Origin of the sequence: Paracoccus sp. SMMA_5_TC (assembly GCF_009696685.2) — a bacterium.
GTDB lineage: Bacteria > Pseudomonadota > Alphaproteobacteria > Rhodobacterales > Rhodobacteraceae > Paracoccus.
Genome location: NZ_CP102355.1, coordinates 1963692 through 1987777 on the forward strand (window position 1 = coordinate 1963692; position 24086 = coordinate 1987777).

Consider the following 24086-nt stretch of genomic DNA (forward strand, 5'->3'; position numbering starts at 1 on the left):
TAAGCAGAAGAAGACCGCGGAGATTCACGGCCAGACGCCCGCCCATGGGCGCGTCCGGGGCCGAGACAATGATCTGTCGCATCCGAGTCATGGGGCGCACTATAAAGCTGCGGTGCAAGGCTTGGAAAGACCGAAAATCACTGGTCGGTATCGCGCGGCAGCGCCCGCCAGCCGATGTCGCGGCGATAAAAGCCGTCGGGCCAGTCGATCGCACGCGCAAGCTCATAGGCGCGCTGATGTGCCTGGGCAAGCGTTGCGCCACGCCCAGTTGCGGCCAGCACCCGGCCGCCCGTGGCAATCAGCCCCTGCGCTCCGCGCGCGGTGCCGGCATGAAAGACCATATGCGCGGAATCGCTGGGTAACCCCTCCAGTCCCGCGATGGCGGTGCCCTTGCGATAGCTGCCGGGATAACCCTGTGCGGCCAGCACCACGGTCAGCGCGTGATCGTCGGCCCAGGTGACGGCGGCTTCGGCCAGCCGCCCTTCGGCGCAGGCCAGGATCAGGTCCAGCGCCTGCGCGCCGAGCCGCATCATCAGCACCTGACATTCCGGGTCGCCGAAACGGACATTGTATTCGACCAGCCGCGCCTCGCCGTCCTGGATCATCAGCCCCGCATACAGCACCCCCTGGAAGGGCGTGCCGCGACGGGCCATTTCCGCGACCGTCGGGCGCACGATGCGCTCCATCACCTGATCCTGCAGGGCAGGGGTCAGCACCGGGGCCGGCGAATAGGCGCCCATGCCGCCGGTGTTGGGGCCGGTGTCGCCGTCGCCGACGCGCTTGTGATCCTGGGCGGTGCCGATCGGCAGGCAGTCCTGGCCGTCGCACAGCACGAAGAAGCTGGCTTCCTCGCCCTGCATGAACTCCTCGATCACCACCTCGGCCCCGGCCGCGCCAAAGGCACCGCCGAAGGCATCGTCGATGGCGGCCAGCGCCTCGGACTCGGTCATGGCGACGGTGACGCCCTTGCCGGCGGCAAGCCCGTCGGCCTTGACCACGATGGGCGCCCCGTGGCGGCGGATGTGCTCGCGCGCCGGCCCCGCGGCGTCAAAGCGCGCCCAGGCAGCGGTGGGCGCGCCGCAGGCGTCGCAGATTTCCTTGGTGAACGCCTTGGATGCCTCGAGCATGGCGGCCGCGCGCGAAGGGCCAAAGACCAGGATCCCCGCGCCGCGCAGGTCGTCGGCCACCCCTGCGGCCAGCGGCGCCTCGGGGCCGATCACCACCAGGTCGATGGCGTTTTCCTCGCAAAAGCCGATGACGGCAGGGCCGGAAAGAATGTCGAGGTCAGCCAGCCGGGCCAGCCCCTCCATCCCGGCATTGCCGGGGGCGACGAACAGCCGGTCGCATTTCGGGTTCTGCCGGATGGCCCAGGCCAGCGCATGTTCGCGCCCGCCACCGCCCAGGATCAGGATGTTCATGCATGGCCCCCCTTGCGACTGCATGGGCCTAATAGGAACTGGGCGGGCGGGGATCAATCCCCTTGATCCTCGCGCGCGCGCAAGTCACAACCGGGGCATGGAACTGTTCGACCAGCCCCCCGCCAGCAATGCCCATGAATTCACCGTCTCGGAAATCTCGGGCGCGGTCAAACGGGTGCTCGAGGGCGAGTTCGGCCGCGTGCGCGTGCGCGGCGAAATCGGGCGGGTGTCGCGGCCGTCGTCGGGGCATCTCTATTTCGATCTCAAGGACGACCGGGCGGTGATCGCGGCGGTGACCTGGAAGGGGCAGGCCGCGAAACTGTCCACCCGCCCCGAGGAAGGCATCGAGGTGATCGCCACGGGGCGGCTGACCACCTTTCCGGGGCAGTCGAAATACCAGCTGATCGTGGACGAAATCGAGCCCGCCGGCGCCGGCGCGCTTATGATGATGCTGGAAAAGCGGCGCAAGGCCCTGGCCGCCGAGGGGCTGTTCGATGACGCGCGCAAGCGGCCCTTGCCCTATCTGCCGCGGGTGATCGGGGTGGTTACCTCGCCCTCGGGGGCGGTGATCCGCGACATCCTGCACCGGTTGCGCGACCGCTTTCCCACCCGGGTGCTGATCTGGCCGGTCGCCGTGCAGGGCGAGGCCTGCGCGCCGCAGGTCGCGGCCGCGATCCGGGGGTTCAATGCGCTGGAACCGGCAGGGCCGATCCCGCGCCCCGAACTGATCATCGTGGCGCGCGGCGGCGGCAGCCTTGAGGATCTGTGGGGTTTCAACGAGGAAATCGTCGTGCGCGCGGCCGCCGACAGCCGGATTCCGCTGATTTCGGCGGTGGGCCACGAAACCGACACCACGCTGATCGATTTCGCCGCCGACCGCCGCGCGCCGACGCCGACCGCGGCCGCGGAAATGGCGGTGCCGGTGCGCGCCGAACTGGCGGCCCGCCTGGCCGAGTTGCAGGCCCGCATCCTGCGCGCGGCGCGCACCGATCAGCAACGCCGCCGCCAGCGGCTGCTGGACATGGGTCGCGCCCTGGGCCGGCCGCAGGCGCTGGTCGATCCGGCGCGGCAGCGGTTCGATCTGTTTTCGACCCGGCTCGAGCCGGCCTTGCGCGGTTTCACCCGCGCGCAGCGGGCACGGCTGGATGCGCTGCCGCTGTCGCTGTCGGCGCTGCGCGGGCTGATGCGGGCGCGGCGGGACCGGCTTCGCGACCTGTCGGCACGGCTGCCGCTGGCGCCGGGACGCCTGGTCGGCCAACAGCGCCAGCGCTTGCAGGGCCTGGACGATCGCCTGCCACTGGCGCCCGGTCGTCAGCTGCTGCTGCGCCGCCAGCGCCTGCAGGACATGTCCGGGCGTCTGATCGCGGCGCGTCACCGGATGCTGGCGCAGGCGGCGCGTGATCTGGCCCGCGACCGGCGCAACCTGGGTGACTGGGCGCGCCGGCTTCAGGTCGTGGGTGGCCGCATCCTGCCCCAACGGCACGAGGCGCTGGGCCGGCTGGATCGGCTGTTGCAGACGCTGGGCTATACCCAGACGCTGCGGCGCGGCTATGCGGTGGTGCGCGCGGGCGCGGGCGTGGTGACCTCGGCGGCCCAGGCGGTTCAGGCCGGGCAGGTGCAGATCGAATTCCACGATGGCCGTGTCGATGCCCGTATCGAGCAGGCCGGCCCGCCGCCGCGCGCCGGGCGCAAGCCGCGCGCCGACAAGGACCAGCAAAGCCTGTTCTGAAAACCGCGCCGGCCGGCTTACTGCGCCGTTTCGCGCGGGCGCAGCATCAGCCACAGCAGGGCGCCGCCCGCCAGCACCAGGAACGGCAGCATCGCCAGGTTGACCGCGCTCCAGCCCGCCTGCGCCGATCCGCCCATGCAGTTCATCAGCCCGCCCGAGGACAGCGAGGCCAGGAACACCCCGCCAAAGACGATGGCATCGTTGATGCCCTGCACGCGCTCGCGTTCTTCGGGACGATAGGTGCGGGTCAACATGGCGGTGGCGCCGATATAGCCGAAGTTCCAGCCCAGCCCCAGCAGGATCAGCGCGATGTAGAACTGCGCCAGATCGACCCCCGACAGCGCGACGGCACCGGCGGCGGCCAGGATCACCAGACCCAGCATCACGATGCGCGTGGCGCCGAAACGCGCGATCAGATGGCCGGTGAAGAACGACGGCGCGAACATCGCCAGCACATGGCCGGCCACGATATTGGCCGCATCGCTGGTGTGAAAGCCGCAGCCCACCACCGCCAGCGGTGCCGAAGTCATCACCAGGTTCATCAGCGCATAGGACACCATGCCGCAGATGATCGCCACCGCGATGGCGGGCTGGCGCAAAAGCTGCGCCGTGGGGCGCCCGCCATGGGCACTGCCGTCCCGGACCGCAGGGCGCGGAATGTCCAGAAAGGCGAACAGCACCGGCCCCAGCAGGTTCAGCCCGATGATCGCCGCATAGGTCGCCATGAAGGGCACGGCGGTCATCTCGGCGGTCATCCGCACCAGCGCCGGGCCGGTAAAGGCCGCCAAGAGCCCGCCGGCCAGCACATAGGAAATCGCCCGCGGCTGATACTCGGGCGGCGCGCAATCGGTGGCGGCAAAGCGGAAAAAGCCCTGCGCCGCCATATAGACCCCGGTCAGCAGCGCGCTCATGGTGAACAGCCAGAAATTGCCCGAGGCAAGCCCATAGGCCGCCAGCGCCGCCCCCAACCCCGCCGCGCCGCAGGCCAGCAGGAACCCCGCCCGGCGGCCATGGCGCTGCATGAAGCCCGACAGCGGCCGCGCCGACAGCGCCGAGCCCAGGATCATCATCGACAGCGGCAGCGTGGCGATGCAGGGATTGGGGCTGAGCATCTGCCCCGCCAACCCCCCGACGATGAAGATCATCGACATCTGCGCGCCCAGAATTGCCTGGGCCAGCATCAGCACGATGACATTGCGCCGCGCCCGGCGCATCTGGTCGTCAGGGGTCATGGCATCCTACCTCAGGGCGCGGGCCTCTTGCGCGCGGGTTTCGATGGCAGTCCAGTTGCCGGATGCGACATCGGCATCGGGGGCGATCCAGCTGCCGCCGACGCAGACCACGTTCGGCAGCGCCAGATAATCGCGGGCGCTGGCCGATGTCACCCCGCCGGTGGGACAAAAGGCGACCTGTGGCAACGGCGCCGCCAGCGATTTCAGCGCGGGGACACCGCCGGCGGCCTCGGCGGGAAAGAATTTCAGCATCGAATAGCCCATCTCCATCGACCGCATGACTTCGGATGCGGTGACGGCGCCGGGCAGCAGCGGCAGGCCGATGTCCTCGCAGGCACGCACCAGCCGCTCGGTCGCGCCGGGCGAGACGGCAAAGCTGGCCCCGGCATCCTGCGCCCGGCGCGCGTCGTCGGGGGTCAGCACGGTTCCTGCACCCACATGACCGCCCGGCACCTCGGCCATGGCCCGGATCACCTCGAGCGCGGCGGGCGTGCGCAGCGTGACCTCAAGCACCGGCAGTCCGCCGGCAATCAGCGCACTGGCCAAGGGGCGGGCGGTGGCGGCGTCCGACACCACCAGCACGGGAATGACGGGCGCCAGTTCGCACAGGGCGCGGGTTTGGCGGGACTGCTGCTCGGGCGTCATGGGAACCTCGATTCTGACCGGAAATCGGCGGCAGGTTGCGCCTTTTGCGGTCGCCGGGCAAGCCCGAATGTTAGCGGTAACTCACGGCTGGCCGTTTTCCGCCAGCAGCGGCGCCGGATCATAGCGTCCGGCCAGTTCCGCCGGCGCCTGCGCGGCCAAGGCCGCCAATACCGCCTGAATCGTGCCCTTTCCCCGCTCGGCAAGTATCTGGAACGGGCCGCGGGGAAAGTTCAGCCCCAGTCGCAGCGCCGTGTCGATGCCACCCGGGGTGGTGCCGCCTTCGGCAAGCAGCCAGGCGGCTTCGTTGACCAGCGCCGCCTCGATGCGCAGGGCGATCCGGTCGGCATCGGCGGGCGCCGGGCCGGGGCTGTCGGGGAACAGGAACCCCCGGCCGGTCTTGCGTCCCAGATGGCCGTCGGCGACCTGCTGCCGCAGCGCCTGGAAAACGTGATAGCGCGGGTGACCGGCCATGGCCGCCGCCAGGCTTTCGGTCGCGGCCAGGTTGATGTCTGCCCCCACCAGATCGATCAGGGCGAACGGACCCAGCCGATAGCCGGCGGCCTGCATCGCGGCATCGATCTCGGCAGGGTTGCGGCCTTCGTGCAGCATGGCCAAGGCTTCGCCATAATAGGGCCGGGCGCAGCGGTTGACGATGAAGCCCGGCCGGTCGGGACAATCCACCACCGTCTTGCCGGCGGCCTCGGTCACCTGACGTGCCAGGGCCAGCGATTGCGGCGCGGTCCCGGCATGGGCGACCAGTTCGACCAGTTTCATCACCGGCGCCGGATTGAAGAAATGCAGCCCCAGAAGCCGTTCGGGGCGCGCAAGCGGGCGGGCGATTTCCGCGACCGACAGCGACGAGGTATTGGTGGCCAACACCGCATCCGCTGCCACGACCTGCTCGATCCGGGCAAAGATGTCGTGCTTGACCTGAATCTGCTCAAGGGCTGCCTCGATCACCAGCGCCGCTGGCGCCAGCGCGGCGATGTCATCGACGACGCGAAAGCGCGCCAGCAAGGCGTCGCGATCCGCAGCGGACAGCTTGCCGTTGTCGACCCGCGGCGCCAGCGCCGCCCTCAGCCGATCGGGCGCGCTGTCGCGCGCCGCGGCAGCGCTGTCGGTCCCCAGAACCTGAAATCCGGCAGCGGCATAGGTCTGGGCGATCCCCAGCCCCATGGTGCCCAGCCCGATGACGGCAATGACGGTCATGGCGCATTCCTTTCGTGGTCCATCCTGGACGCGAGGATGGCACGGCACAAAAAATTTTCAAACTTAAAATTTCAAACTTGAAAAAATAGCGATTCGGGTGCAGCGTTGGTTCTGGCTGAGAAGGCCGGATGCCAGCGGGGAGGTTGAGCATGAAGATCTTGTGCATGGGCGGCGGGCCAGCGGGACTGTATTTTGCCATCTCGATGAAACTGCGTGACCCGTCGCACCAGATCACGGTGCTGGAGCGCAACAAGGCCAATGACACCTTCGGCTGGGGTGTCGTCCTGTCCGATGATGCCCTGGGCCGCATGCAGAAGAACGATCCTGTCAGCACCGAAGCGATCAGGTCGAACTTTGCCTATTGGGACGACATCGCCGTGATCCATGACGGTGTGCGCACGGTCTCGGGCGGGCACGGCTTTGCCGGCATCGGACGCAAGCAGATGCTGATCCTGTTGCAGCAGCGCGCCCGGGAGCTGGGTGTCGATCTGCGCTTTGAAAGCGTGTTCAGATCGGCCGAAGAATACCGCCGCGAATATGACCTGGTGGTGGGTTGCGACGGCATCAACTCTGTCGTCAGGGCCGAATATGCCGATGTGTTCAAGCCGGACATCGACACGCGCCTGTGCAAGTTCATCTGGCTGGGCACGCATCAGAAGTTCGACGATGCCTTCACCTTCATCTTCGAGCGCACGGAACACGGCTGGATCTGGGCGCATGTCTATCAATTCGACGACAATACCGCGACCTTCATCGTCGAGACCCTGCCCGAAACCTGGGAAAAGCTGGGGTTTGCCGACATGTCCAAGGAAGAGTCGGTCGAGACCTGCCGCCGCATCTTCGAGCGTCATCTGGGCGGGCACGAGCTGATGTCCAATGCCGCGCATCTGCGCGGTTCGGCAGTCTGGATCCAGTTCCCGCGCGTGATCTGCGAGCATTGGTATCATGAAAACGTCGTGCTGATGGGCGATGCCGCGGCGACGGGGCATTTCTCGATCGGGTCGGGAACACGACTGGCCTTCGACAGCGCCATCGCGCTTGCGGAATACCTGCATTCGGAACCGACGATGGAGGCCGCCTTTGCCCGCTATCAGGAAGAAAGGCGCCTTGAGGTGCTGCGCCTGCAATCGGCCGCCCGCAACAGCCTGGAATGGTTCGAGCAGGTCGAACGCTATCTGGACATGGAGCCCACGCAATTCGCCTATTCGCTGCTGACCCGCAGCCAGCGCATCAGCCACGAAAACCTGCGGCTGCGCGATCCCGAATGGCTTCAGGCGGCCGAGGACTGGTTCCAGAGCCGCGCCGGCGGCGAAAAGGGGCGGCGCCCGATGTTCGCGCCGTTCCGCTTGCGCGAAATGACGCTGAAGAACCGCATCGTGATGTCGCCCATGGCGCAATACAAGGCGGTCGATGGCTGCCCGACCGATTGGCATTTCTGCCATTACGCCGAAAGGGCCAAGGGCGGCGCGGCGCTTATCTATACGGAAATGACCTGCGTGTCGCCCGAAGGGCGGATTACCCCCGGCTGTCCGGGCCTTTACGCCCCCGAGCACGAGGCCGCATGGAAGCGGCTGGCCGATTTCATTCATGCCGAAACTACCGCCAGGTTCTGCATGCAGATCGGCCATTCGGGGCGCAAGGGTTCGACCTGCGTGCCTTGGGACGGTGGCATCGACGCCCCGCTGGCGCAGAACTGGCAGATCATGGCGCCCTCGGCCATTCCCTACAAGCCGGGCAATGCGGTGCCCAAGGCGATGGACCGGGCGGACATGGACATGGTGCGCGACCAGTTCGTCGAGGCCGCCCGCATGGCCGAACGTATCGGCGCCGACATGATCGAGCTTCATGCCGCGCATGGCTATCTGATCGCCAGTTTCATCAGCCCGATCACCAACCACCGCGACGACGAATACGGCGGCAGCCTGGAAAACCGCATGCGCTATCCGCTGGAGGTGTTTGCCGCCATGCGCGCGGTCTGGCCTGAACACAAGCCGATGTCGGTGCGCATTTCGGCCAATGACTGGATCGACGGCGGCGTTACTCCGGAAGAGGCGGTGCAGATCGCGCGCATGTTCCGCGAAGCCGGCGCCGACATCATCGACGTGTCCTCGGGCCAGACCGATCCGGCGGAAAGGCCCGTCTATGGGCGCATGTTCCAGACACCTTTCAGCGATCGCATCCGCAACGAGGCCGGCATCGCCACGATGACGGTGGGCAACATCAGCGATTACGATCAGGTTAACGGTATCCTGATGGCGGGCCGCGCCGATCTGGTCTGTCTGGCGCGGATGCATCTGGCCGATCCCTACTGGACGCTGCACGCCGCGGTCGAACAGGGCGACACGCAATCCGAATGGCCGGTGCCCTACAAGGGTGGGCGCGACCTGCTGTTCAGGCTGCGTCAGCGTCAGCAAGAGGCGATCCGGGCATGACGCTGACGGGCAAGAGGGTTTTGGTCACCGGCGGCGGCACCGGGGTCGGTGCCGAACTGGCGCGATCCTTTGCCAAGGCAGGGGCCGAGGTGGTGGTTGCCGGCCGTCGCCTGGCGCCGCTGGAAAAGGTGGCGGGCGATCTGCCGGGGGCAAGGGCGCTGGTCTGCGACGTGACCGACGAAGCCAGCGTGACGGCGCTGTTCGAGCAGTCCGGACCCTGCGACATCGTCATCGCCAATGCCGGCGCAGCCGAAAGCGCGCCATTCCTGCGCACGGAACTGGACCAGTGGAACGCGATGCTGGCCGTCAATCTGACCGGCACCTTCCTGACGCTGCGCGAGGGCTTGCGGCAGATGCGAGGTTGGGGACGTCTGATCGCGGTGGCCTCGACCGCGGGGCTCAAGGGATACGCCTATGTCGCGCCCTATGCCGCCGCCAAGCACGGGGTGGTGGGCATGGTGCGCAGCCTGGCGCTGGAGGTGGCGCGCAAGCCCATCACCGTCAACGCGCTGTGCCCGGGCTTTCTGGAAACCGAAATGACCCAGCGTTCGATCGCCAACATCATGCAAAAGACCGGCGCGAGCACGGCCGAGGCGCGTGCCGCCCTGACCGCCACCAATCCGCAGGGCCGGCTGATCGCCCCGCAAGAGGTCGCGGCTGCGGCGCTGTGGCTTAGCGCGCCGGGGGCCGAAGGGATCAATGGTCAGGCCATCGCCATCGCCGGGGGCGAGATATGACCGACCCCCTGTCGAAACGGCGGCTGAAATTGTGGATCCGGCTGCTGGGGGTCACCCGCGCCGCCGAGGGGCGCCTGCGCGAGTTCCTGCGCACGCGCCATGAAACCACCTTGCCGCGTTTCGATGTGATGGCCGCGCTGTATCGCCGGCGCGAAGGCATCAGCATGACCGAACTGTCGCGGATGCTGCTGGTGTCGAACGGCAATGCCACGGCGGTGGTGGACCGGCTGGAACGCGACGGTCTGGTGCGGCGCATGGCTTCGGACACTGATCGGCGCACGGTGCTGGTTACGCTGACGCCCGATGGCACCGCTGCCTTCGAGGGCTGGGCCGCCGATCACGAGGCCGAGGTGAACGACATCTTCTCTGACCTGACCGAGCAGGAAATCGACCTGCTGACCGATATCCTGAAACGCATGGGGGGTGCGAAATGACCGAACTGGCCAAGCTGAAACCGCAGCATTTCATCTGGGAAATGCACGGGCGCGTGGCGGTGGTGCGGCTGAACCGGCCTGATCGGAAAAACCCGCTGACCTTTGAAAGCTATGCCGAGTTGCGCGACACCTTCCGCGCGCTGGTCTATGCCCGCGACGTGGATGTGGTGGTGTTCGCCTCGAACGGGGGGAATTTCTGCTCGGGCGGCGATGTGCATGACATCATCGGCCCGCTGGTGGGCATGGACATGAAGGGATTGCTGGCCTTTACCCGGATGACCGGGGATCTGGTCAAGGCAATGATCGGCTGCGGCAAGCCGATCATCGCGGCGGTGGATGGCGTCTGCGTCGGTGCCGGCGCCATCGTCGCCATGGCCTCGGACCTGCGGCTGGCCACGCCCGAGGCCAAGACCGCCTTTCTGTTCACCCGCGTGGGTCTGGCCGGCTGCGACATGGGGGCCTGTGCGATGCTGCCGCGTATCATCGGGCAGGGGAGGGCGGCCGAATTGCTTTACACCGGGCGGGTAATGACCGCCGCCGAGGGTGCTGCCTGGGGCTTCTGGAACGGGTTGCACGATGCCGCCAGTCTGGAGGCAGAGGCGCTGCGCCTGGCCGAGCGCATCGCCGCCGGCCCGGTCTTTGCCCATGGCATCACCAAGACGCAGTTGAACCAGGAATGGAACATGGGCCTGGAGCAGGCCATCGAGGCCGAGGCTCAGGCCCAGGCCATCTGCATGCAGACCCGCGATTTCGAGCGCGCCTATCGCGCCTTTGTCGCAAAGGAAAAGCCCGTGTTTCAGGGCGACTGATGGAAGGTGGCGGGGGCTGCCGCCCCCGCGCCCCCGCTCCAAGGGGCGGTGCCCCTTGGAAATCCCCGCCAAGTGAAGGAGTCACCCATGGCCGACCGCAGCTTTCTTGATTGGCCGTTCCTGGAGCGGCGCCACCGCGATCTGGCGGCGGAGCTCGAGTCCTGGTGCGCCGCGAACCTGCCGGTCGATCACGGCGATGTCGATAGCGCCTGTCGTGACCTGGTGCGCGACCTTGGAAAGGCGGGCTTCCTGCAACATTCCGGCGCTGATGAGGGCGAGGTTCTGGACGTCCGCAGCCTGTGCCTGATCCGCGAAACCCTGGCCCGGCACGATGCGCTGGCCGATTTCGCCTTTGCCATGCAGGGGCTGGGCATGGGCGCGGTGTCGCTGTTCGGCACGCCCGAACAGCGCCGCTGGTTGGAACGCACCCGCAGCGGAACGGCGATTGCAGCCTTTGCCCTGACCGAGCCGGGATCGGGTTCGGACGTGGCCAATACCGCCACCACGGCCGAACGCATCGACGGCGGCTGGCGGCTCACCGGGGAAAAGACCTATATTTCCAACGGCGGCATCGCCGATGTCTATGTCGTGTTCGCCCGCAGCGGCGAGGCGCCCGGCGCCCGCGGCCTGTCGGCCTTTCTGATGCCGGCCGACAGCCCTGGCCTTGAGATCGCCGAGCGGATCGAGGTCATCGCCCCGCATCCGCTGGCCCGCTTGCGGATGGAAGGGGTCGAATTGCCCGACAGCGCGCTGATCGGCCGCCCGGGCGAGGGGTTCAAGCTGGCGATGTCGGTGCTGGACGTGTTCCGTTCGACAGTGGGGGCGGCGGCGCTGGGCATGGCCCGCCGGGCGCTGGACGAGGCGCTGGCGCGCGTGCAAAGCCGCCGCATCCAGGGCGAGCCGCTGGCCGCCTTGCAGATGGTGCAGGGCCATATCGCCGACATGGCGCTGAAGATCGATGCCGCGGCGCTGCTGGTCTATCGCGCCGCCTGGACCAAGGACGGCGGCGCCGCCCGCGTCTCGCGCGAGGCGGCGATGGCCAAGCTTTATGCCACCGAGGCCGCGCAAGAGGTTATCGATGCGGCGCTGCAACTGCATGGCGGCGACGGCGTGCGCCACGGCATGAAGGTCGAGGAACTTTACCGCGACATCCGCGCGCTGCGCATCTATGAAGGTGCCAGCGACGTGCAGCGCGTGGTCATCGCGCGGAGTGTGCTGCCATGAGCTATCACCGCCGCATGAAGGTCGAGTTCAACCACTGCGACCCGGCGGGGATCGTGTTCTATCCCCGCTATTTCGAGATGACGAACTCGGTTGTCGAGAACTTCTTTGCCGAAATGCTGGATTATTCATTTGTCCGCATCCACATCGAGGAACAGGCGGCTGTGCCCACAGCACGGCTTGATGTGCAGTTCCTGGCGCCCTCGCGTCTGGGAGAGATCCTGGACTTCAGGCTGGATGTGGCCGCATTGGGCAGGTCGAGCCTGCGTCTGACCCATAGCGTCAGCCACGACACCCAACCCCGCATGCAGGTGGACCAGACCCTTGTCTGGGTAGATCCCGGCGGCAGACCCGCCCCTTGGCCCCAGACCATCCGCGCACGGCTTACAGATTTGATGGAGAGAAACGATGGTGCATGAGGTTCTGCATCCCTGCAACTGGAAGGCCACCCCCGGCTATTCCAACGGCATCGCTGCGCGCGGCCGCATGATCTTTACCGGCGGCATGATCGGCTGGAACGATCAGCAGGAATTCGAGACCGACGACTTTGCCCAGCAGGTGCGCATTGCCCTGCAGGCAATCGTGGACGTGCTGGCCGAGGGCGGTGCGCGGCCCGAACATCTGGTGCGTCTGACCTGGTATGTCACCGACAAGCACGAATACCTTGGGGCGCTGAAGGAAATCGGCCGCGCCTACAAGGAGGTGATCGGCCGCCATTATCCTGCCATGGCGCTGGTGCAGGTGGTGGCTCTGGTCGAGGATCGCGCCAAGGTCGAGATCGAGGCGACCGCTGTCGTCCCCGACTGATACCGCAGCTTTCGCGGGCCAAGGCACGACAAGATGCTGCGCCCGCCCGCAAGGGAGATTGAAGATGACTGCAAACCCGCCTCTGGGACCATCGGCCCATGTCGACACCTTCACCCGCGACAACCTGCCTCCGCCCGAATTGTGGCCGCAATTGCTGCTGGAGGGATTTGAATATCCCGAATATCTGAATGCGGCGGTCGAGCTGACCGATCGCATGGTCGAACGCGGATTCGGCGACCGCCCGGCGCTGATCGGTAATGGCCGGATGCGGACCTACAAGGAACTGGCAGACTGGACCAACCGCATCGCCCACGCGCTGGTGGGGCAATACGGCGTCCAGCCCGGAAATCGCGTGCTGATCCGTTCGGCCAACAACCCAGCCATGGTGGCCTGCTGGCTGGCGGCGACCAAGGTCGGCGCGGTGGTGGTCAACACCATGCCGATGCTGCGCGCCGCCGAACTGGGCAAGATCATCGACAAGGCCCGGATCACCCATGCCCTTTGCGACACCCGCCTGATGGACGAACTGGCGCAGGCGGCCAAGAACAGCGCCTATCTGCGCACGCTGGTCGGGTTCGATGGCACTGCCAATCATGATGCCGAACTGGACCGGGCCGCGTTGTCCCAGCCGGTGCGTTTCGATGCGGTGCGCACGGGGCGCGATGATGTGGCCTTGCTGGGCTTTACCTCGGGCACCACGGGCGAGCCCAAGGCCACGATGCATTTCCACCGCGATCTGCTCATCATCGCCGACGGCTATGCGCGCGAGGTTCTGGGCGTCACGCCCGAGGATGTCTTTGTCGGCTCGCCGCCGCTGGCGTTCACCTTTGGCCTGGGGGGACTTGCGGTGTTTCCGCTGCGCTTCGGCGCCTCGGCCGCGCTGCTGGAAAACGCCTCGCCCCCGAACCTGATCGAGATCATCCAGAAATACCGCGCCACCATCTGCTTTACCGCCCCGACCGCCTACCGCGTCATGATGCGCGCGATGGAGGAAGGTGCCGATCTGTCCAGCCTGCGCGCAGCCGTGTCCGCCGGCGAAACCCTGCCCGCCCCGGTCTACGAGGAATGGGTGGCCAAGACCGGCAAGCCGATCCTTGACGGCATCGGCGCCACCGAAATGCTGCACATCTTCCTGACCAACCGTTTCGGCGACAGCCGACCTGGCTGCACCGGCCGCCCCGTCGGCGGCTATCAGGCCCGCATCATCGGCCCGGACGGCCAAGAAATGCCGCGCGGTGAAACCGGGCGGCTGGCCGTTCGCGGTCCTGTCGGATGCCGCTATCTGGCCGACCCCGACAAGCAGCGGACCTATGTCAGCGACGGCTGGAACCTGACCGGCGACTGCTTCTGGCAGGACGAGCAGGGGTATTTCCATTTCGCCGCGCGCACCGACGGCATCATCCTGTCTGCCGGCTACAATATCGCCGGTCCCGAGGTCGAGGCGGCGCTGCTGTCGCATCCGGATGTCGTGGAATGTGCCGTGGTGGGCGCCCCTTCCGAGGAACGGGGCCAGATCGTGCAGGCTCATGTCGTGTTGCGCGACGGCCTGACCGGCGATGCGGCCTTGGTCAAGGCTTTGCAGGATCACGTGAAATCGGTGATCGCCCCGTTCAAGTATCCGCGCAGCATCGTCTTTACTCAAGCCCTGCCCAAGACCGAAAGCGGCAAGATCCAGCGCTTTCGCCTTGTCCAGGATGGGGCATGAACTTTCCGAACCCGGCATCGAAATTCGTTGCAAGGGCGCGGGCGCTCAACAAAGATCGCAAGACCCAACAAACGAAAACAGGGAGTTACAACATGAAGATCGCAGGGATTCTGATGAGCGGGGCGGCAGTGCTGGCCATGGCGGGCGCGGCCTGGGCCGAACCGGTCAAGGTGGGCATGATCACCACCCTGTCGGGCGGCGGCGCGGGCCTTGGCGTCGATACCCGTGACGGCTTTCTGCTGGCGCTGAAGAACGCCGGTGACGCCGGCAAGAACATCGAACTGGTGATCGAGGACGATCAACAGAAGCCCGATATCGCGGTGCAGATCGCCGACAAGATGATCCAGTCCGAAAAGGTGGACGTGCTGACCGGGATCGTGTGGTCGAACCTCGCCATGGCGGTGGTGCCGGCGGCCGTCGCCCAGGGCAAGTTCTATCTGTCCACCAATGCCGCGCCGTCGCAGCTTGCGGGTGCAGGCTGCAATCCGCGCTATTTCTCGGTTTCCTATCAGAACGACAACCTGCACGAGGCGGCAGGCGCCTATGCCCAGAACGCGGGTATCGGCAAGGTGTTCATCATGGCGCCGAACTATCCGGCGGGGCAGGATTCGCTGGCCGGCTTCAAGCGTTACTACAAGGGCCAGGTGGTCGATGAGGTCTACACCCAGGTGGGCCAGACCGATTACGCCGGCGAGATCGCCCGGATCCGCAACAGTGACGCGGATGCGGTGTTCTTTTTCCTGCCGGGCGGCATGGGCATCGCCTTCATGAAGCAATATGCCGAATCCGGCGTTGGCAAACCGGTGATCGGCCCGGCGTTCAGCTTCAGCCAGGACATCCTGCCGGCGGTTGGCGATGCGGCGCTGGGGGTCAAGAACACAGCGCAATGGTCCAAGGATCTGGACAATCCGGCCAACAAGACCTTTGTCGAGACCTTTCAGGCGGAATACGGGCGGCTGCCGTCGCTTTACGCGGCCCAGGCCTATGATACCGCGAACCTGCTGATTTCGGCAACCGCTCAGGCCGATGTCAAGGATGCCGATGCTTTCCGCGCGGCCCTGGCCAAGGCTGATTTCCCCAGCGTTCGCGGCAAGTTCAGCTTTGGCCCGAACCAGCACCCGATCCAGGACTATTACGTGCGCGAGGTGGTCAAGGAAGGCGACGTGCTGACCAACAAGATCATCGGCCCGGCACTGACCGATCACGGCGACGCATACGCCGAACAGTGCAAGATGTAACAGCCTCTGCCGACATCGCCGGGCCGGCAGCGACCGGCCCGGCCCCTGAAATCCTTGCTACGGGAGGAAGCCGCCATGCTTCTGGCCGAGCAGGCCCTGAACGGCCTGCAATACGGAATGATGCTGTTTCTGATGGCGGCGGGCCTGACCCTGGTGTTCGGGGTCATGGGGCTGATCAACCTGGCCCATGGTTCGCTTTACATGACTGGGGCCTTTGCCTGCGCGGCGGTGGCGGCGGCCACGGGATCGTTCTGGCTGGGGCTGGCAGCAAGTCTGGCGGCGGCCGCCGCAGCCGGCGCATTGGTCGAGGTCGGCGTGCTGCGCCGACTTTATGCGCGTGATCATCTGGATCAGGTTCTTGCGACCTTTGCGTTGATCCTGATCTTTTCCGAAGGGGCGCGCTGGCTGTTCGGGTCGTTTCCGCTGTATCTGACCCTGCCGCCCGAGCTGGCGGGTCCGGTCACCTTGCCCGGCGGGCTCAACTATCCGCTGTTTCGTCTGGTCATCATCGGCTTTGGTGCCGCAGTCGCCATCGGACTGTGGTGGTTGATCAGCCGCACCCGACTGGGCATCCGCATCCGGGCGGGCGAGGCCGACCGGGAAATGATCGCGGCGCTGGGGGTCGATATCGCGCGGCTTTACACCGTGGTCTTTGCCCTGGGCGCCGCATTGGCCGGGCTGGCCGGCGCGCTGGTCGGCGCCATCCAGTCGGTGCAGGTCGGCATGGGCGAGCCGGTGCTGATCCTGGCCTTTGTCGTCGTGGTGATCGGCGGCATCGGCTCGATCAAGGGGGCGCTGGTGGGCGCGCTGCTGGTCGGCATGACCGATACTCTTGGCAAGGCGCTGTTGCCGGGGCTGTTCGCGCGCATGCTGGGCCCCGATGCCAATGCGATCGGCGCCTCGCTGGCATCGATGCTGATCTATCTGTTGATGGCCGTGGTGCTGATCTGGCGCCCGCAGGGCCTGTTCGGGGCAAGGGGGTAGGTCATGGCCGGAATTTTTACCCGTGACAGCATCATCAACCTGGTGGTCTTTGGCCTGCTGGTGGCCACGGCCATCGGCGCGCATCTGGCGGGCAACGGCTTTGCCGTGACGCTGGCCACCAAGGCCGCCATTCTGGGCCTGGCCGGGGTGGGGCTGAACCTGGCGCTTGGCTATGGCGGCATGGTGTCATTCGGTCACGCGGCGTTCTTTGGCATCGGCGGCTATGTCACCGGCATCTTCGCCAGCCATGCCGCCCAGGGCACCCCGGTGCTGACCTTGCCCTTCTCCATCATGGGCAGCAATGAAATGCTGGGAATCTGGCCCATGGCCATGGTCGTCGCCGGCCTGGCGGCGCTGGCCATCGGCGCGCTGAGTCTGCGCACCACCGGCGTCTATTTCATCATGGTCACATTGGCCTTTGCCCAGATGATCTATTACTTCGCTCTGGGTTGGCGTCGCTATGGCGGCGAGGACGGGCTGAGCTTTTACGTCCGCAACAGCTTTCCGGGGATGAACACCTTCGACCCGATCCAGTATTTCGCCATATGTGCGGTGCTGCTGGCCCTGGCGCTGATCTTTACTGCCACCATCACCCAGTCGCGCTATGGGCTGGCGCTGCGGGCGGTGCGGGAAAACAGCCAGCGGGCGGTGGCGGTGGGTATCCGCCCCTATGCGGTGCGGCTGACCGCCTTTGTGCTGTCGGGGATGATCGCGGGGCTGGCCGGGTCGCTTTATGCCGACCTGAACCGCTTTGTCAGCCCGGCGATGCTGTCTTGGCACATGTCGGGGGAAATCATGGTCTTTGTCATCCTGGGCGGAGTGGCGCGCCTGTGCGGGCCGGTGGCGGGTGCAGCCATCTTCATCCTGCTGGAACATCTGCTGGGTGGCCTGACGGATTTCTGGCAGGCGCCGCTGGGGCTGCTGCTGCTGGCGGTGGTGCTGTTCGTCCCCGGCGGCGTGATCGGGATCATCACGAAAGGGTGGCGCCATGGCCAAGCATGAACCGGGCGATGCGATCCTGGAAATCCGGGATCTGCGCAAGAGTTACGGCGCGCTTGTCGCCACAGATGGGGTCAGCATCGATTTGCGCCTGGGCGAAATCCACGCGCTGATCGGTCCCAATGGCGCCGGAAAATCCACCCTGATCAAGCAGATCGTCGGCGAGGTGCGCCCTGACAGCGGTTCCATCCGCTTCGAGGGGCAGGTGATCGACACCCTGGACGCCGCGGCGCGCGCGCGTCTGGGCCTGGCGCGCAGCTTTCAGGTGTCATCGGTCATCCCGGGCTTTACCGCCTTGCAGAACGTGATGCTGGCGGTGGCCGGGGCCAGCGGGGCCATCTTTCGGTTCCATCGTCCGGCCCTGTCCGACCCCAAACTGACCCAACCGGCGCTGTTTCACATCGAGCAGGCCGGCCTGGCGGGGCGCCACCTGATCCCGGCGGCCGAACTGTCGCATGGCGAAAGGCGCAAGCTGGAAATCGCCATGGCGCTGGCGCTGCGTCCGCGCGCCTTCCTGCTGGACGAGCCGATGGCCGGGATGGGGCTGGAGGGTGGACGCCAGCTGACCGCGATCCTGTCCGAACTGCGGCACGAGGCGCCGATCCTGCTGGTCGAACATGACATGGACGCCGTCTTTGCCCTGGCCGACAGGATATCCGTCCTGGTCTATGGCCGGATCATCGCCAGCGGCAGTGTCGCCGAAATCCGCGCCAACCCCGAAGTGCGACGGTCCTATCTGGGAGAGGAAGCATGACCCGGTTGCTGGAACTGGAACAGGTCACGGCGTCTTACGGCAGCGTGCAGGCGCTGTTCGGGGTCGACCTGACACTGGACGAGGGGCAGGTCGTGGCGCTGATGGGCCGCAACGGCATGGGCAAGACCACCACGATCCGCTGCATCAGTCGACTGATGCGCCACAGCGGCGGCAGGATCGGTTTCGCCGGGCGCGATCTGGGCGCGTTGTCGGCGCCGCAGGCGGCGCGGCTGGGCATCGGCCTGGTCCCCGAGGGGCGGCGCTGCTTTGCGCCGCTGACCGTGGCCGAAAACCTGCAGGTCGCGGCGCGACCTGGGCCGTGGGACATGCGCCGCGTCTGCACCCTGTTTCCCCGGCTGCAAGAGCGCATGGGCCAGGTGTCGCGCACGCTGTCGGGGGGCGAACAGCAGATGCTGGCCATCGGTCGGGCGCTGATGACCAACCCGCGCCTGGTGATCCTGGACGAGGCGACCGAGGGCCTGGCCCCGGTGGTGCGGCAGGAAATCTGGGACGGGGTGCGGCAATTGAAGGCAGATGGCATGTCCATCCTGCTGGTGGACAAATCCTTGCGCGAAATAGCCTCGGTCGCGGACAGTGCGGTGGTGCTTGAGCGCGGCACCACCGTCTGGCGCGGGGCGATGACCGATCTGACCACAGACCTGACCGATCGCTATCTGGGCGTCTGATCCGCGCCCACGCCGAAAGGAGTGCCGAAATGCAGATCGTCTATCGTGGCATGACCCGGCCGGAACTGGACCTGGCCTATAGCAACAGCGGCCGGGTGGCGGATTTTCCGGGCCTGATGCAGCAGATGCGGGCTGAAAGCGCGGCGTTCTACGCGGCCCGCGATTGCCGTCGCGACCTGCGCTATGGTCAGGGACCGCGCGAGACCTTCGACTGGTTTTCCTGCGGCGCGGACGGGGCGCCGACCTTGGTCTTTGTCCACGGCGGCTATTGGCAAAGCTGCGACAAGGAAGATTTCGCCTTTGTCGCCGCCGGGCCGCTGCAACGCGGCTTCAACGTGGTGCTGGCGGAATACCGGCTGGCGCCCGACATCGACATGACCGGAATCGTCGCGCAGATCGGCGCGCTGCTGGACCATCTGGCGCAGGATCCCGCCGGCCTGGGAACCAGGGGCCGGCCGGTGTGCCTGTCGGGCCATTCGGCCGGGGGGCACCTGGCGGCGGTGCATCGCAGCCATCCGGCGGTGGAATCGGTGCTGGCGATCAGCGGCCTTTACGACCTGTTGCCGATCAGCCTTGGCGCGCTGAACGACAAGCTGCGCCTGACGGCCCAGCAGGTCGCCGACCATTCGCCGCAGGTTCATGTGACAAAGGGCGCGCCCATGGTCGTCGCCGTGGGCGCCAATGAATTGCCCGAACTGATTCGGCAAAGCGATGACTATGCGCAGGTTTGCACCCAGGCAGGGGAAAGGGTGCAGTTGCTGCATGTTCCCGGCCGCGACCATTTCAACATCCTGCACGACCTTGCAGACCCTGATGGTCACATGTTGCAGGCGCTGATGCAAATTCGCGCGGGTGGCTGAGACTGCTGCAAGGGGCGGGGCCCTATCAGGCCGCTCAATGGGCGCTGGTAGGGGTAGAGGGACTCGAACCCCCATGCCTTGCGGCGGAGCATTTTGAATGCCCTGCGTCTACCATTCCGCCATACCCCCATGGCGCCCGGTCCCTTTGGGACTGCCTTCGGGTAAGGCCAGTTGCAATGATTTGCAAGAGGGCGCGCGCGTTTTGTCTCAGGCCATCCCCAGCTTTTTCAAACGGGCTGCGCGCAAGGCCGCGAAATCGTCGCCGGCGTGATACGACGACCGCGTCAGCGGCGTGGCCGAGACCATAAGGAACCCCTTGCCATAGGCCGCCTTTTCATAGGCGGCGAATTCCTCGGGCGTGACAAAGCGGTCCACGCGGTGGTGCTTGGGTGTGGGCTGCAGATACTGGCCGATGGTGATGAAGTCGATGTCGGCGGCGCGCATGTCGTCCATGACCTGCAAGACGGCCTGCCGGTCCTCGCCCAGACCGACCATGATCCCGGATTTCGTGAACATGGCGGGGTCCAGTTCCTTGACCTTCTGCAGCAGGCGCAGCGAATGGAAATATCGTGCCCCCGGACGCACCTCGGGGTAAAGGCCCGGCACCGTTTCCAGATTGTGGTTGAACACGTCGGGTCGCGCCTCGACCACGGTTTCCAGCGCGCCGGGCTGCGATTTCAGAAAATCCGGCGTCAGAACCTCGATGGTGGAACCGGGGGAACGGTGCCGAATGGCGCGGATCGTCTGGGCGAAATGTTCAGCGCCGCCATCGTCCAGATCGTCGCGGTCAACCGAGGTGATGACCACATGTTTCAGCCCCAGCTTCTGCACGGCATGGGCGACACGGCCGGGCTCGAACACGTCCAGGGCCTGCGGCTTACCGGTGGCGACGTTGCAGAAAGTGCAGCCGCGGGTGCAGATTTCGCCCATGATCATCATGGTGGCGTGGCCCTGCGACCAGCATTCGCCGACGTTCGGGCAGCCCGCCTCTTCGCAGACCGTGGACAGGCGGTTTTCGCGCATGATCTCGCGCGTTTGCCGATAGCCTTCCGAATTGGGCGCCTTGACCCGGATCCAGGATGGCTTGCGGGGCTGATCCTGGTCGGGGCGATGCGCCTTTTCCGGGTGGCGTTGCTCTGGCATGCGAAGATCGCGCAAGGTCGTGTCCTTTCCGTCGCGGCTAGGGAAGGAATAACCGCAAACCGCCGTGAAAGCAACGCAGCCCCGAGCCGGCACCGGCGGGAAAATCCCGTCCGGGCCGGCCTGTCAGGCAGGTTCAGTGCCCGATGCGCTGGCGGCGATTGCGAGCGTTGCGCGCCCACATGTTCAATGCCTCGACCATGGCGGAAAATGCCATCGCTGCGTAGATGTAACCCTTGGGCACATGCACGCCGAAGCCCTCGGCAATCAGGGTCGTTCCGATCAGCAGCAGGAAGGACAGCGCCAGCATGACGATGGTCGGGTTGCGGGCGATGAAGTTTGCCAGCGGATTGGCAGCCAGCAGCATGACCGTCACCGCGGCGACCACCGCGACGACCATGATCTCGACATGCTTGGTCATGCCGACCGCGGTGATGATGCTGTCGATCGAGAACACCAGATCAAGCAGCAGGATCTGGAAGATGGCCCCGCCGAAGGTCGACACCGCGCGACCGACGATGTTTTCCTCTTGGTCGGAGGGATCGACGTGGTGATGAATTTCCTTGGTTGCCTTCCACACCAGGAACAGACCCCCGGAGATCAGGATGATATCCTTCCAGCTGAGTTCATTGCCCATGATGGTGACGACAGGTTCGGTCAGGCGCACGATCCAGGCAACAGTTGCCAGAAGGCCCAGCCGCATCACCAGCGCCAGGCCGATGCCGATGCGCCGGGCACGCTCGCGCTGATGCTCGGGCAGCTTGTTGGTCAGGATGGAAATGAAGATCAGGTTGTCGATGCCCAGCACGACCTCCATGACCACCAGTGTGGCCAAGGCCACCCAGGCAGCAGGATCCTGAATCAGTGCAATGATATTGTCCATTTTTCGTTCCGGATGTTCGCGGCTGGTCATTAGCCATTGCAGCTAATTCCTTGCGCCGCAAGCCGGTTCCCCGCGCTGGTGAACACAGGCGCGATGTCGCCTGCCGGTTGCGGTTTCTGCGTTGCGGCATTACCTTGCGCGGCGGGAGGAGAGATCGAGTTTCCGGTGCCCGCGCTGGCCGCCGGCGTGAACAGAAGGACATGATGATGAAAGTCGGTTTCAAGCTGCCGCAAGTTACCTTTCGCACCCGTGTGCGGGATGAATCCGTCGGGGGACCGAACCCCTATCGCTGGCAGGGCATGACCACCGCCGACTATTTCGCCGGCAAGCGGGTGGTGCTGTTTTCTTTGCCGGGTGCCTTTACCCCGACGTGCTCGACCTATCAGCTGCCGGGTTATGAAAAGGCTGCCGATGAAATGGCCGCGCTTGGGATCGATGCAATCTATTGCATGTCGGTGAACGACAGCTTCGTGATGAACCAATGGGCCAAGGCGCAGAACCTGAACCATGTCAAGGTGATCCCCGATGGCTCGGGCGAGTTCACCGAGAAACTGGGAATGTTGGTGCGCAAGGATAACCTGGGTTTTGGTGCCCGCAGCTGGCGCTATGCGGCAATCGTCGATGACGGTGTGATCGAAGCCTGGTTCGAAGAGCCCGGGCGCATGGATGACTGCCCCGAAGATCCTTATGGCGCAAGCGCGCCTGAAGCTGTTCTGGAATGGTTGCGGAAAAATCCCGCCAAGGCCGCGGCCTGAACCGCCGGAACATGCGAAAGGGCGCCCTCGGGCGCCCTTCTTGCCGGGACGATGGCTTATCCGATCAGCGGAGCGCCGGCGCCATAGGTTTCACGATAATGTCTTTCCAGCCGCATCAATGCCAGGCGCAGAACGATCTTTCCTGATCGTGCCGACCAGCCCAGCCGACGTTCCGTCATCTCGATCCCCTCCAGAAAGCAGCAGACGCGCAGACACATGTCGCCCATGCCCGGACCCAGTTCGCGCAGTGCCGCCGCGACTCGGTTGCGCGCACCTTCCGATCCGCCGCCATGGCCTGCACCCATCCGTGCCACGTCGATGCCGGCCGTCAGGAAGCGATCCCAGTTCTGGGTGATGCGGGGCCCCATCTGAGCCAGTTCGAAATCTTCGCGCAGCCGTTCGCCCGCAGCCACCAGTTCGGGTGCAAGAAACGGTCGCCCGTCAGGTTCACGGCGCCGCGCCAGCATCAGCAATGGGCTTTCCGCAATGTTCACACGCGTCCTGCGCCGCCGTCCGTCCGCGGGATCCTGTATTTCGCGCTCTTCCCACACGCGGTGGCGGTCGGCATGAACAAAGGGCGCGGCCTCATCCGCGCAGCCCTGCGGCTCGGGGATGACCGGATCGGCCAGGGCAAAATCCTCTTTGCCCGGAAGGGGACCGCTGCGACGCGCAGCAATCAGTTTGCGCAGCGCCTCGCGTCCGGTGGCGGATATGACATAACGGCTGACCCGGCCTTGACCTGCCAGTTGCACCCAGGCCCGGACGGCCATGTGCTCGGCCAGTTCGCGATCCAGGATTGCGGTGCGGATCTCGTCGCGGACCACGATTGCCTTGTCCATGCCCTCGGCCACCACCATCTGCGCACCGGGCTCGGCCAGCCGACGCAGGATACGGGCGATCTGCTTCATGCCGATGCGGCCGGGAGCCTGCTGATGGCTGGAAGGGGCCGCCGCGGCGCGCTCGACAGCGCGATCGACAAGCGGATCGTCGCGGCGCATTTCGAACTTGCGGATGCGACGAAGGATTGTCGAGGCATGGCAGCCTGCCTCGCGCGCCAAGGCGCGAATGGTCTCGCCGCCTTCGACATGACGCAAATACAGCTTCAGGTCGCCATCTTCGGCCTGGCTTTGGGCTGATGCGCAAGGCAGGGTTTCGGGTGCATCGCAGGCCATCGCACCGATGCCGACGGGCAGGGCGGCAATCGAGGCTTCCGGTGCGAAATCTCCCGTCAAAATCGTCATGGTCATTCCTTCGCTTCCTGCAGACGAGCTGGCAGCTACTCGCCTATGGGTTGTTTGAGTATCCTGGCTGAAAGGACAGGATCAGGCCGAGATGCGAAGATATTTGCTAACAATTACTAAAGATTCCTTGCTGCTGCGCGCGCAGTTTCCTGCTGTGTCGCAACACAC

Annotated in this window: 23 protein-coding genes and 1 tRNA gene; 16 read left to right on the forward strand and 8 right to left on the reverse strand. The window is 65.8% G+C overall.

Annotated features, from left to right (window positions below; all coding sequences use genetic code 11):
• Positions 1 to 137: 137 nt before the first annotated feature.
• Complete coding sequence (purD, locus tag GB880_RS10155) at positions 138 to 1418, reverse strand: phosphoribosylamine--glycine ligase (protein WP_263467109.1); 1281 nt, start codon at positions 1416 to 1418, stop codon at positions 138 to 140.
• Positions 1419 to 1515: 97 nt separating this feature from the next.
• Here purD and xseA point away from each other — a divergent pair, with 97 nt between their 5' ends.
• Positions 1516 to 3147, forward strand: a complete 1632-nt coding sequence (xseA, locus tag GB880_RS10160) for an exodeoxyribonuclease VII large subunit (RefSeq protein WP_263467111.1) — start codon at positions 1516 to 1518, stop codon at positions 3145 to 3147.
• A 17-nt stretch (positions 3148 to 3164) separates the two neighbouring features.
• On the opposite strand, the gene GB880_RS10165 is transcribed toward xseA, so the two are convergent.
• The 3 genes from GB880_RS10165 to GB880_RS10175 all read right to left on the reverse strand — a co-directional run bounded on the left by GB880_RS10165 (position 3165) and on the right by GB880_RS10175 (position 6233).
• Positions 3165 to 4379: an MFS transporter gene (locus tag GB880_RS10165; RefSeq protein WP_154492605.1), complete on the reverse strand. Its 1215-nt coding sequence runs from the start codon at positions 4377 to 4379 to the stop codon at positions 3165 to 3167.
• 6 nt (positions 4380 to 4385) lie between these two features.
• Positions 4386 to 5024, reverse strand: a complete 639-nt coding sequence (locus tag GB880_RS10170) for a bifunctional 4-hydroxy-2-oxoglutarate aldolase/2-dehydro-3-deoxy-phosphogluconate aldolase (protein ID WP_154492607.1) — start codon at positions 5022 to 5024, stop codon at positions 4386 to 4388.
• An 81-nt stretch (positions 5025 to 5105) separates the two neighbouring features.
• Positions 5106 to 6233: a 3-hydroxyacyl-CoA dehydrogenase gene (locus GB880_RS10175; RefSeq protein WP_154492609.1), complete on the reverse strand. Its 1128-nt coding sequence runs from the start codon at positions 6231 to 6233 to the stop codon at positions 5106 to 5108.
• Between the two features lie 149 nt (positions 6234 to 6382).
• Here GB880_RS10175 and GB880_RS10180 point away from each other — a divergent pair, with 149 nt between their 5' ends.
• The 14 genes from GB880_RS10180 (at position 6383) to GB880_RS10245 (ending at position 19899) form a co-directional block, all read left to right on the forward strand.
• Positions 6383 to 8665 (forward strand): bifunctional salicylyl-CoA 5-hydroxylase/oxidoreductase, encoded by a 2283-nt coding sequence (locus tag GB880_RS10180; protein ID WP_154492611.1) that lies wholly within the window; start codon positions 6383 to 6385, stop codon positions 8663 to 8665.
• Positions 8662 to 9402, forward strand: coding sequence for an SDR family NAD(P)-dependent oxidoreductase (locus tag GB880_RS10185; RefSeq protein WP_154492613.1), 741 nt, complete (start codon positions 8662 to 8664; stop codon positions 9400 to 9402). Before GB880_RS10180 ends, GB880_RS10185 begins: the two co-directional genes overlap by 4 nt.
• Positions 9399 to 9836 (forward strand): MarR family winged helix-turn-helix transcriptional regulator, encoded by a 438-nt coding sequence (locus GB880_RS10190; RefSeq protein ID WP_154492615.1) that lies wholly within the window; start codon positions 9399 to 9401, stop codon positions 9834 to 9836. Before GB880_RS10185 ends, GB880_RS10190 begins: the two co-directional genes overlap by 4 nt.
• A complete protein-coding gene (locus tag GB880_RS10195; protein WP_154492617.1) occupies positions 9833 to 10645 on the forward strand; it encodes an enoyl-CoA hydratase family protein in 813 nt (270 codons plus the stop codon). The genes GB880_RS10190 and GB880_RS10195 overlap by 4 nt, the downstream gene beginning before the upstream one ends.
• 87 nt (positions 10646 to 10732) lie before the next feature.
• Positions 10733 to 11869, forward strand: a complete 1137-nt coding sequence (locus GB880_RS10200; RefSeq protein ID WP_154550560.1) for an acyl-CoA dehydrogenase family protein — start codon at positions 10733 to 10735, stop codon at positions 11867 to 11869.
• On the forward strand, positions 11866 to 12285 hold the full coding sequence (locus tag GB880_RS10205; protein ID WP_154492619.1) for an acyl-CoA thioesterase: 420 nt from the start codon (positions 11866 to 11868) through the stop codon (positions 12283 to 12285). Before GB880_RS10200 ends, GB880_RS10205 begins: the two co-directional genes overlap by 4 nt.
• A complete protein-coding gene (locus GB880_RS10210) occupies positions 12275 to 12673 on the forward strand; it encodes a RidA family protein (protein WP_154492621.1) in 399 nt (132 codons plus the stop codon). The genes GB880_RS10205 and GB880_RS10210 overlap by 11 nt, the downstream gene beginning before the upstream one ends.
• 64 nt (positions 12674 to 12737) lie before the next feature.
• Positions 12738 to 14378 (forward strand): AMP-binding protein, encoded by a 1641-nt coding sequence (locus GB880_RS10215; RefSeq protein WP_154492623.1) that lies wholly within the window; start codon positions 12738 to 12740, stop codon positions 14376 to 14378.
• A gap of 92 nt (positions 14379 to 14470) precedes the next feature.
• Entirely contained in the window at positions 14471 to 15616 is a 1146-nt protein-coding gene (locus tag GB880_RS10220) for an ABC transporter substrate-binding protein (RefSeq protein WP_154492625.1), read from the forward strand.
• Between the two features lie 75 nt (positions 15617 to 15691).
• Positions 15692 to 16600 (forward strand): branched-chain amino acid ABC transporter permease, encoded by a 909-nt coding sequence (locus GB880_RS10225; RefSeq protein WP_154492627.1) that lies wholly within the window; start codon positions 15692 to 15694, stop codon positions 16598 to 16600.
• A gap of 3 nt (positions 16601 to 16603) precedes the next feature.
• Positions 16604 to 17602 carry a branched-chain amino acid ABC transporter permease gene (locus tag GB880_RS10230; protein WP_154492629.1) on the forward strand — a complete coding sequence of 333 codons (999 nt, stop codon included), beginning with the start codon at positions 16604 to 16606 and terminating at the stop codon, positions 17600 to 17602.
• Entirely contained in the window at positions 17589 to 18353 is a 765-nt protein-coding gene (locus GB880_RS10235) for an ABC transporter ATP-binding protein (RefSeq protein WP_154492631.1), read from the forward strand. Before GB880_RS10230 ends, GB880_RS10235 begins: the two co-directional genes overlap by 14 nt.
• A complete protein-coding gene (locus GB880_RS10240) occupies positions 18350 to 19039 on the forward strand; it encodes an ABC transporter ATP-binding protein (RefSeq protein ID WP_154492633.1) in 690 nt (229 codons plus the stop codon). The genes GB880_RS10235 and GB880_RS10240 overlap by 4 nt, the downstream gene beginning before the upstream one ends.
• 29 nt (positions 19040 to 19068) lie before the next feature.
• Entirely contained in the window at positions 19069 to 19899 is an 831-nt protein-coding gene (locus GB880_RS10245) for an alpha/beta hydrolase (RefSeq protein WP_154492635.1), read from the forward strand.
• 45 nt (positions 19900 to 19944) lie between these two features.
• Here GB880_RS10245 and GB880_RS10250 read toward each other — a convergent pair.
• The 3 genes from GB880_RS10250 to GB880_RS10260 form a co-directional block, all read right to left on the reverse strand.
• Positions 19945 to 20028: transfer RNA gene (locus tag GB880_RS10250), tRNA-Leu, on the reverse strand.
• Between the two features lie 78 nt (positions 20029 to 20106).
• Positions 20107 to 21042: a lipoyl synthase gene (gene lipA / locus GB880_RS10255; protein ID WP_154492665.1), complete on the reverse strand. Its 936-nt coding sequence runs from the start codon at positions 21040 to 21042 to the stop codon at positions 20107 to 20109.
• 133 nt (positions 21043 to 21175) lie between these two features.
• Positions 21176 to 21922, reverse strand: coding sequence for a TerC family protein (locus GB880_RS10260; RefSeq protein ID WP_154492637.1), 747 nt, complete (start codon positions 21920 to 21922; stop codon positions 21176 to 21178).
• Between the two features lie 206 nt (positions 21923 to 22128).
• On the opposite strand from GB880_RS10260, the gene GB880_RS10265 reads away from it, so the two are divergent.
• The gene (locus GB880_RS10265) at positions 22129 to 22677 is read left to right on the forward strand and encodes a peroxiredoxin (RefSeq protein WP_154492639.1); all 549 of its coding nucleotides are present in this window, start codon (positions 22129 to 22131) and stop codon (positions 22675 to 22677) included.
• Positions 22678 to 22733: 56 nt separating this feature from the next.
• Here the strand turns inward: GB880_RS10265 and GB880_RS10270 are convergent, their stop codons facing one another.
• Positions 22734 to 23924: a DUF6456 domain-containing protein gene (locus tag GB880_RS10270; protein ID WP_154492641.1), complete on the reverse strand. Its 1191-nt coding sequence runs from the start codon at positions 23922 to 23924 to the stop codon at positions 22734 to 22736.
• Positions 23925 to 24086: the final 162 nt, after the last annotated feature.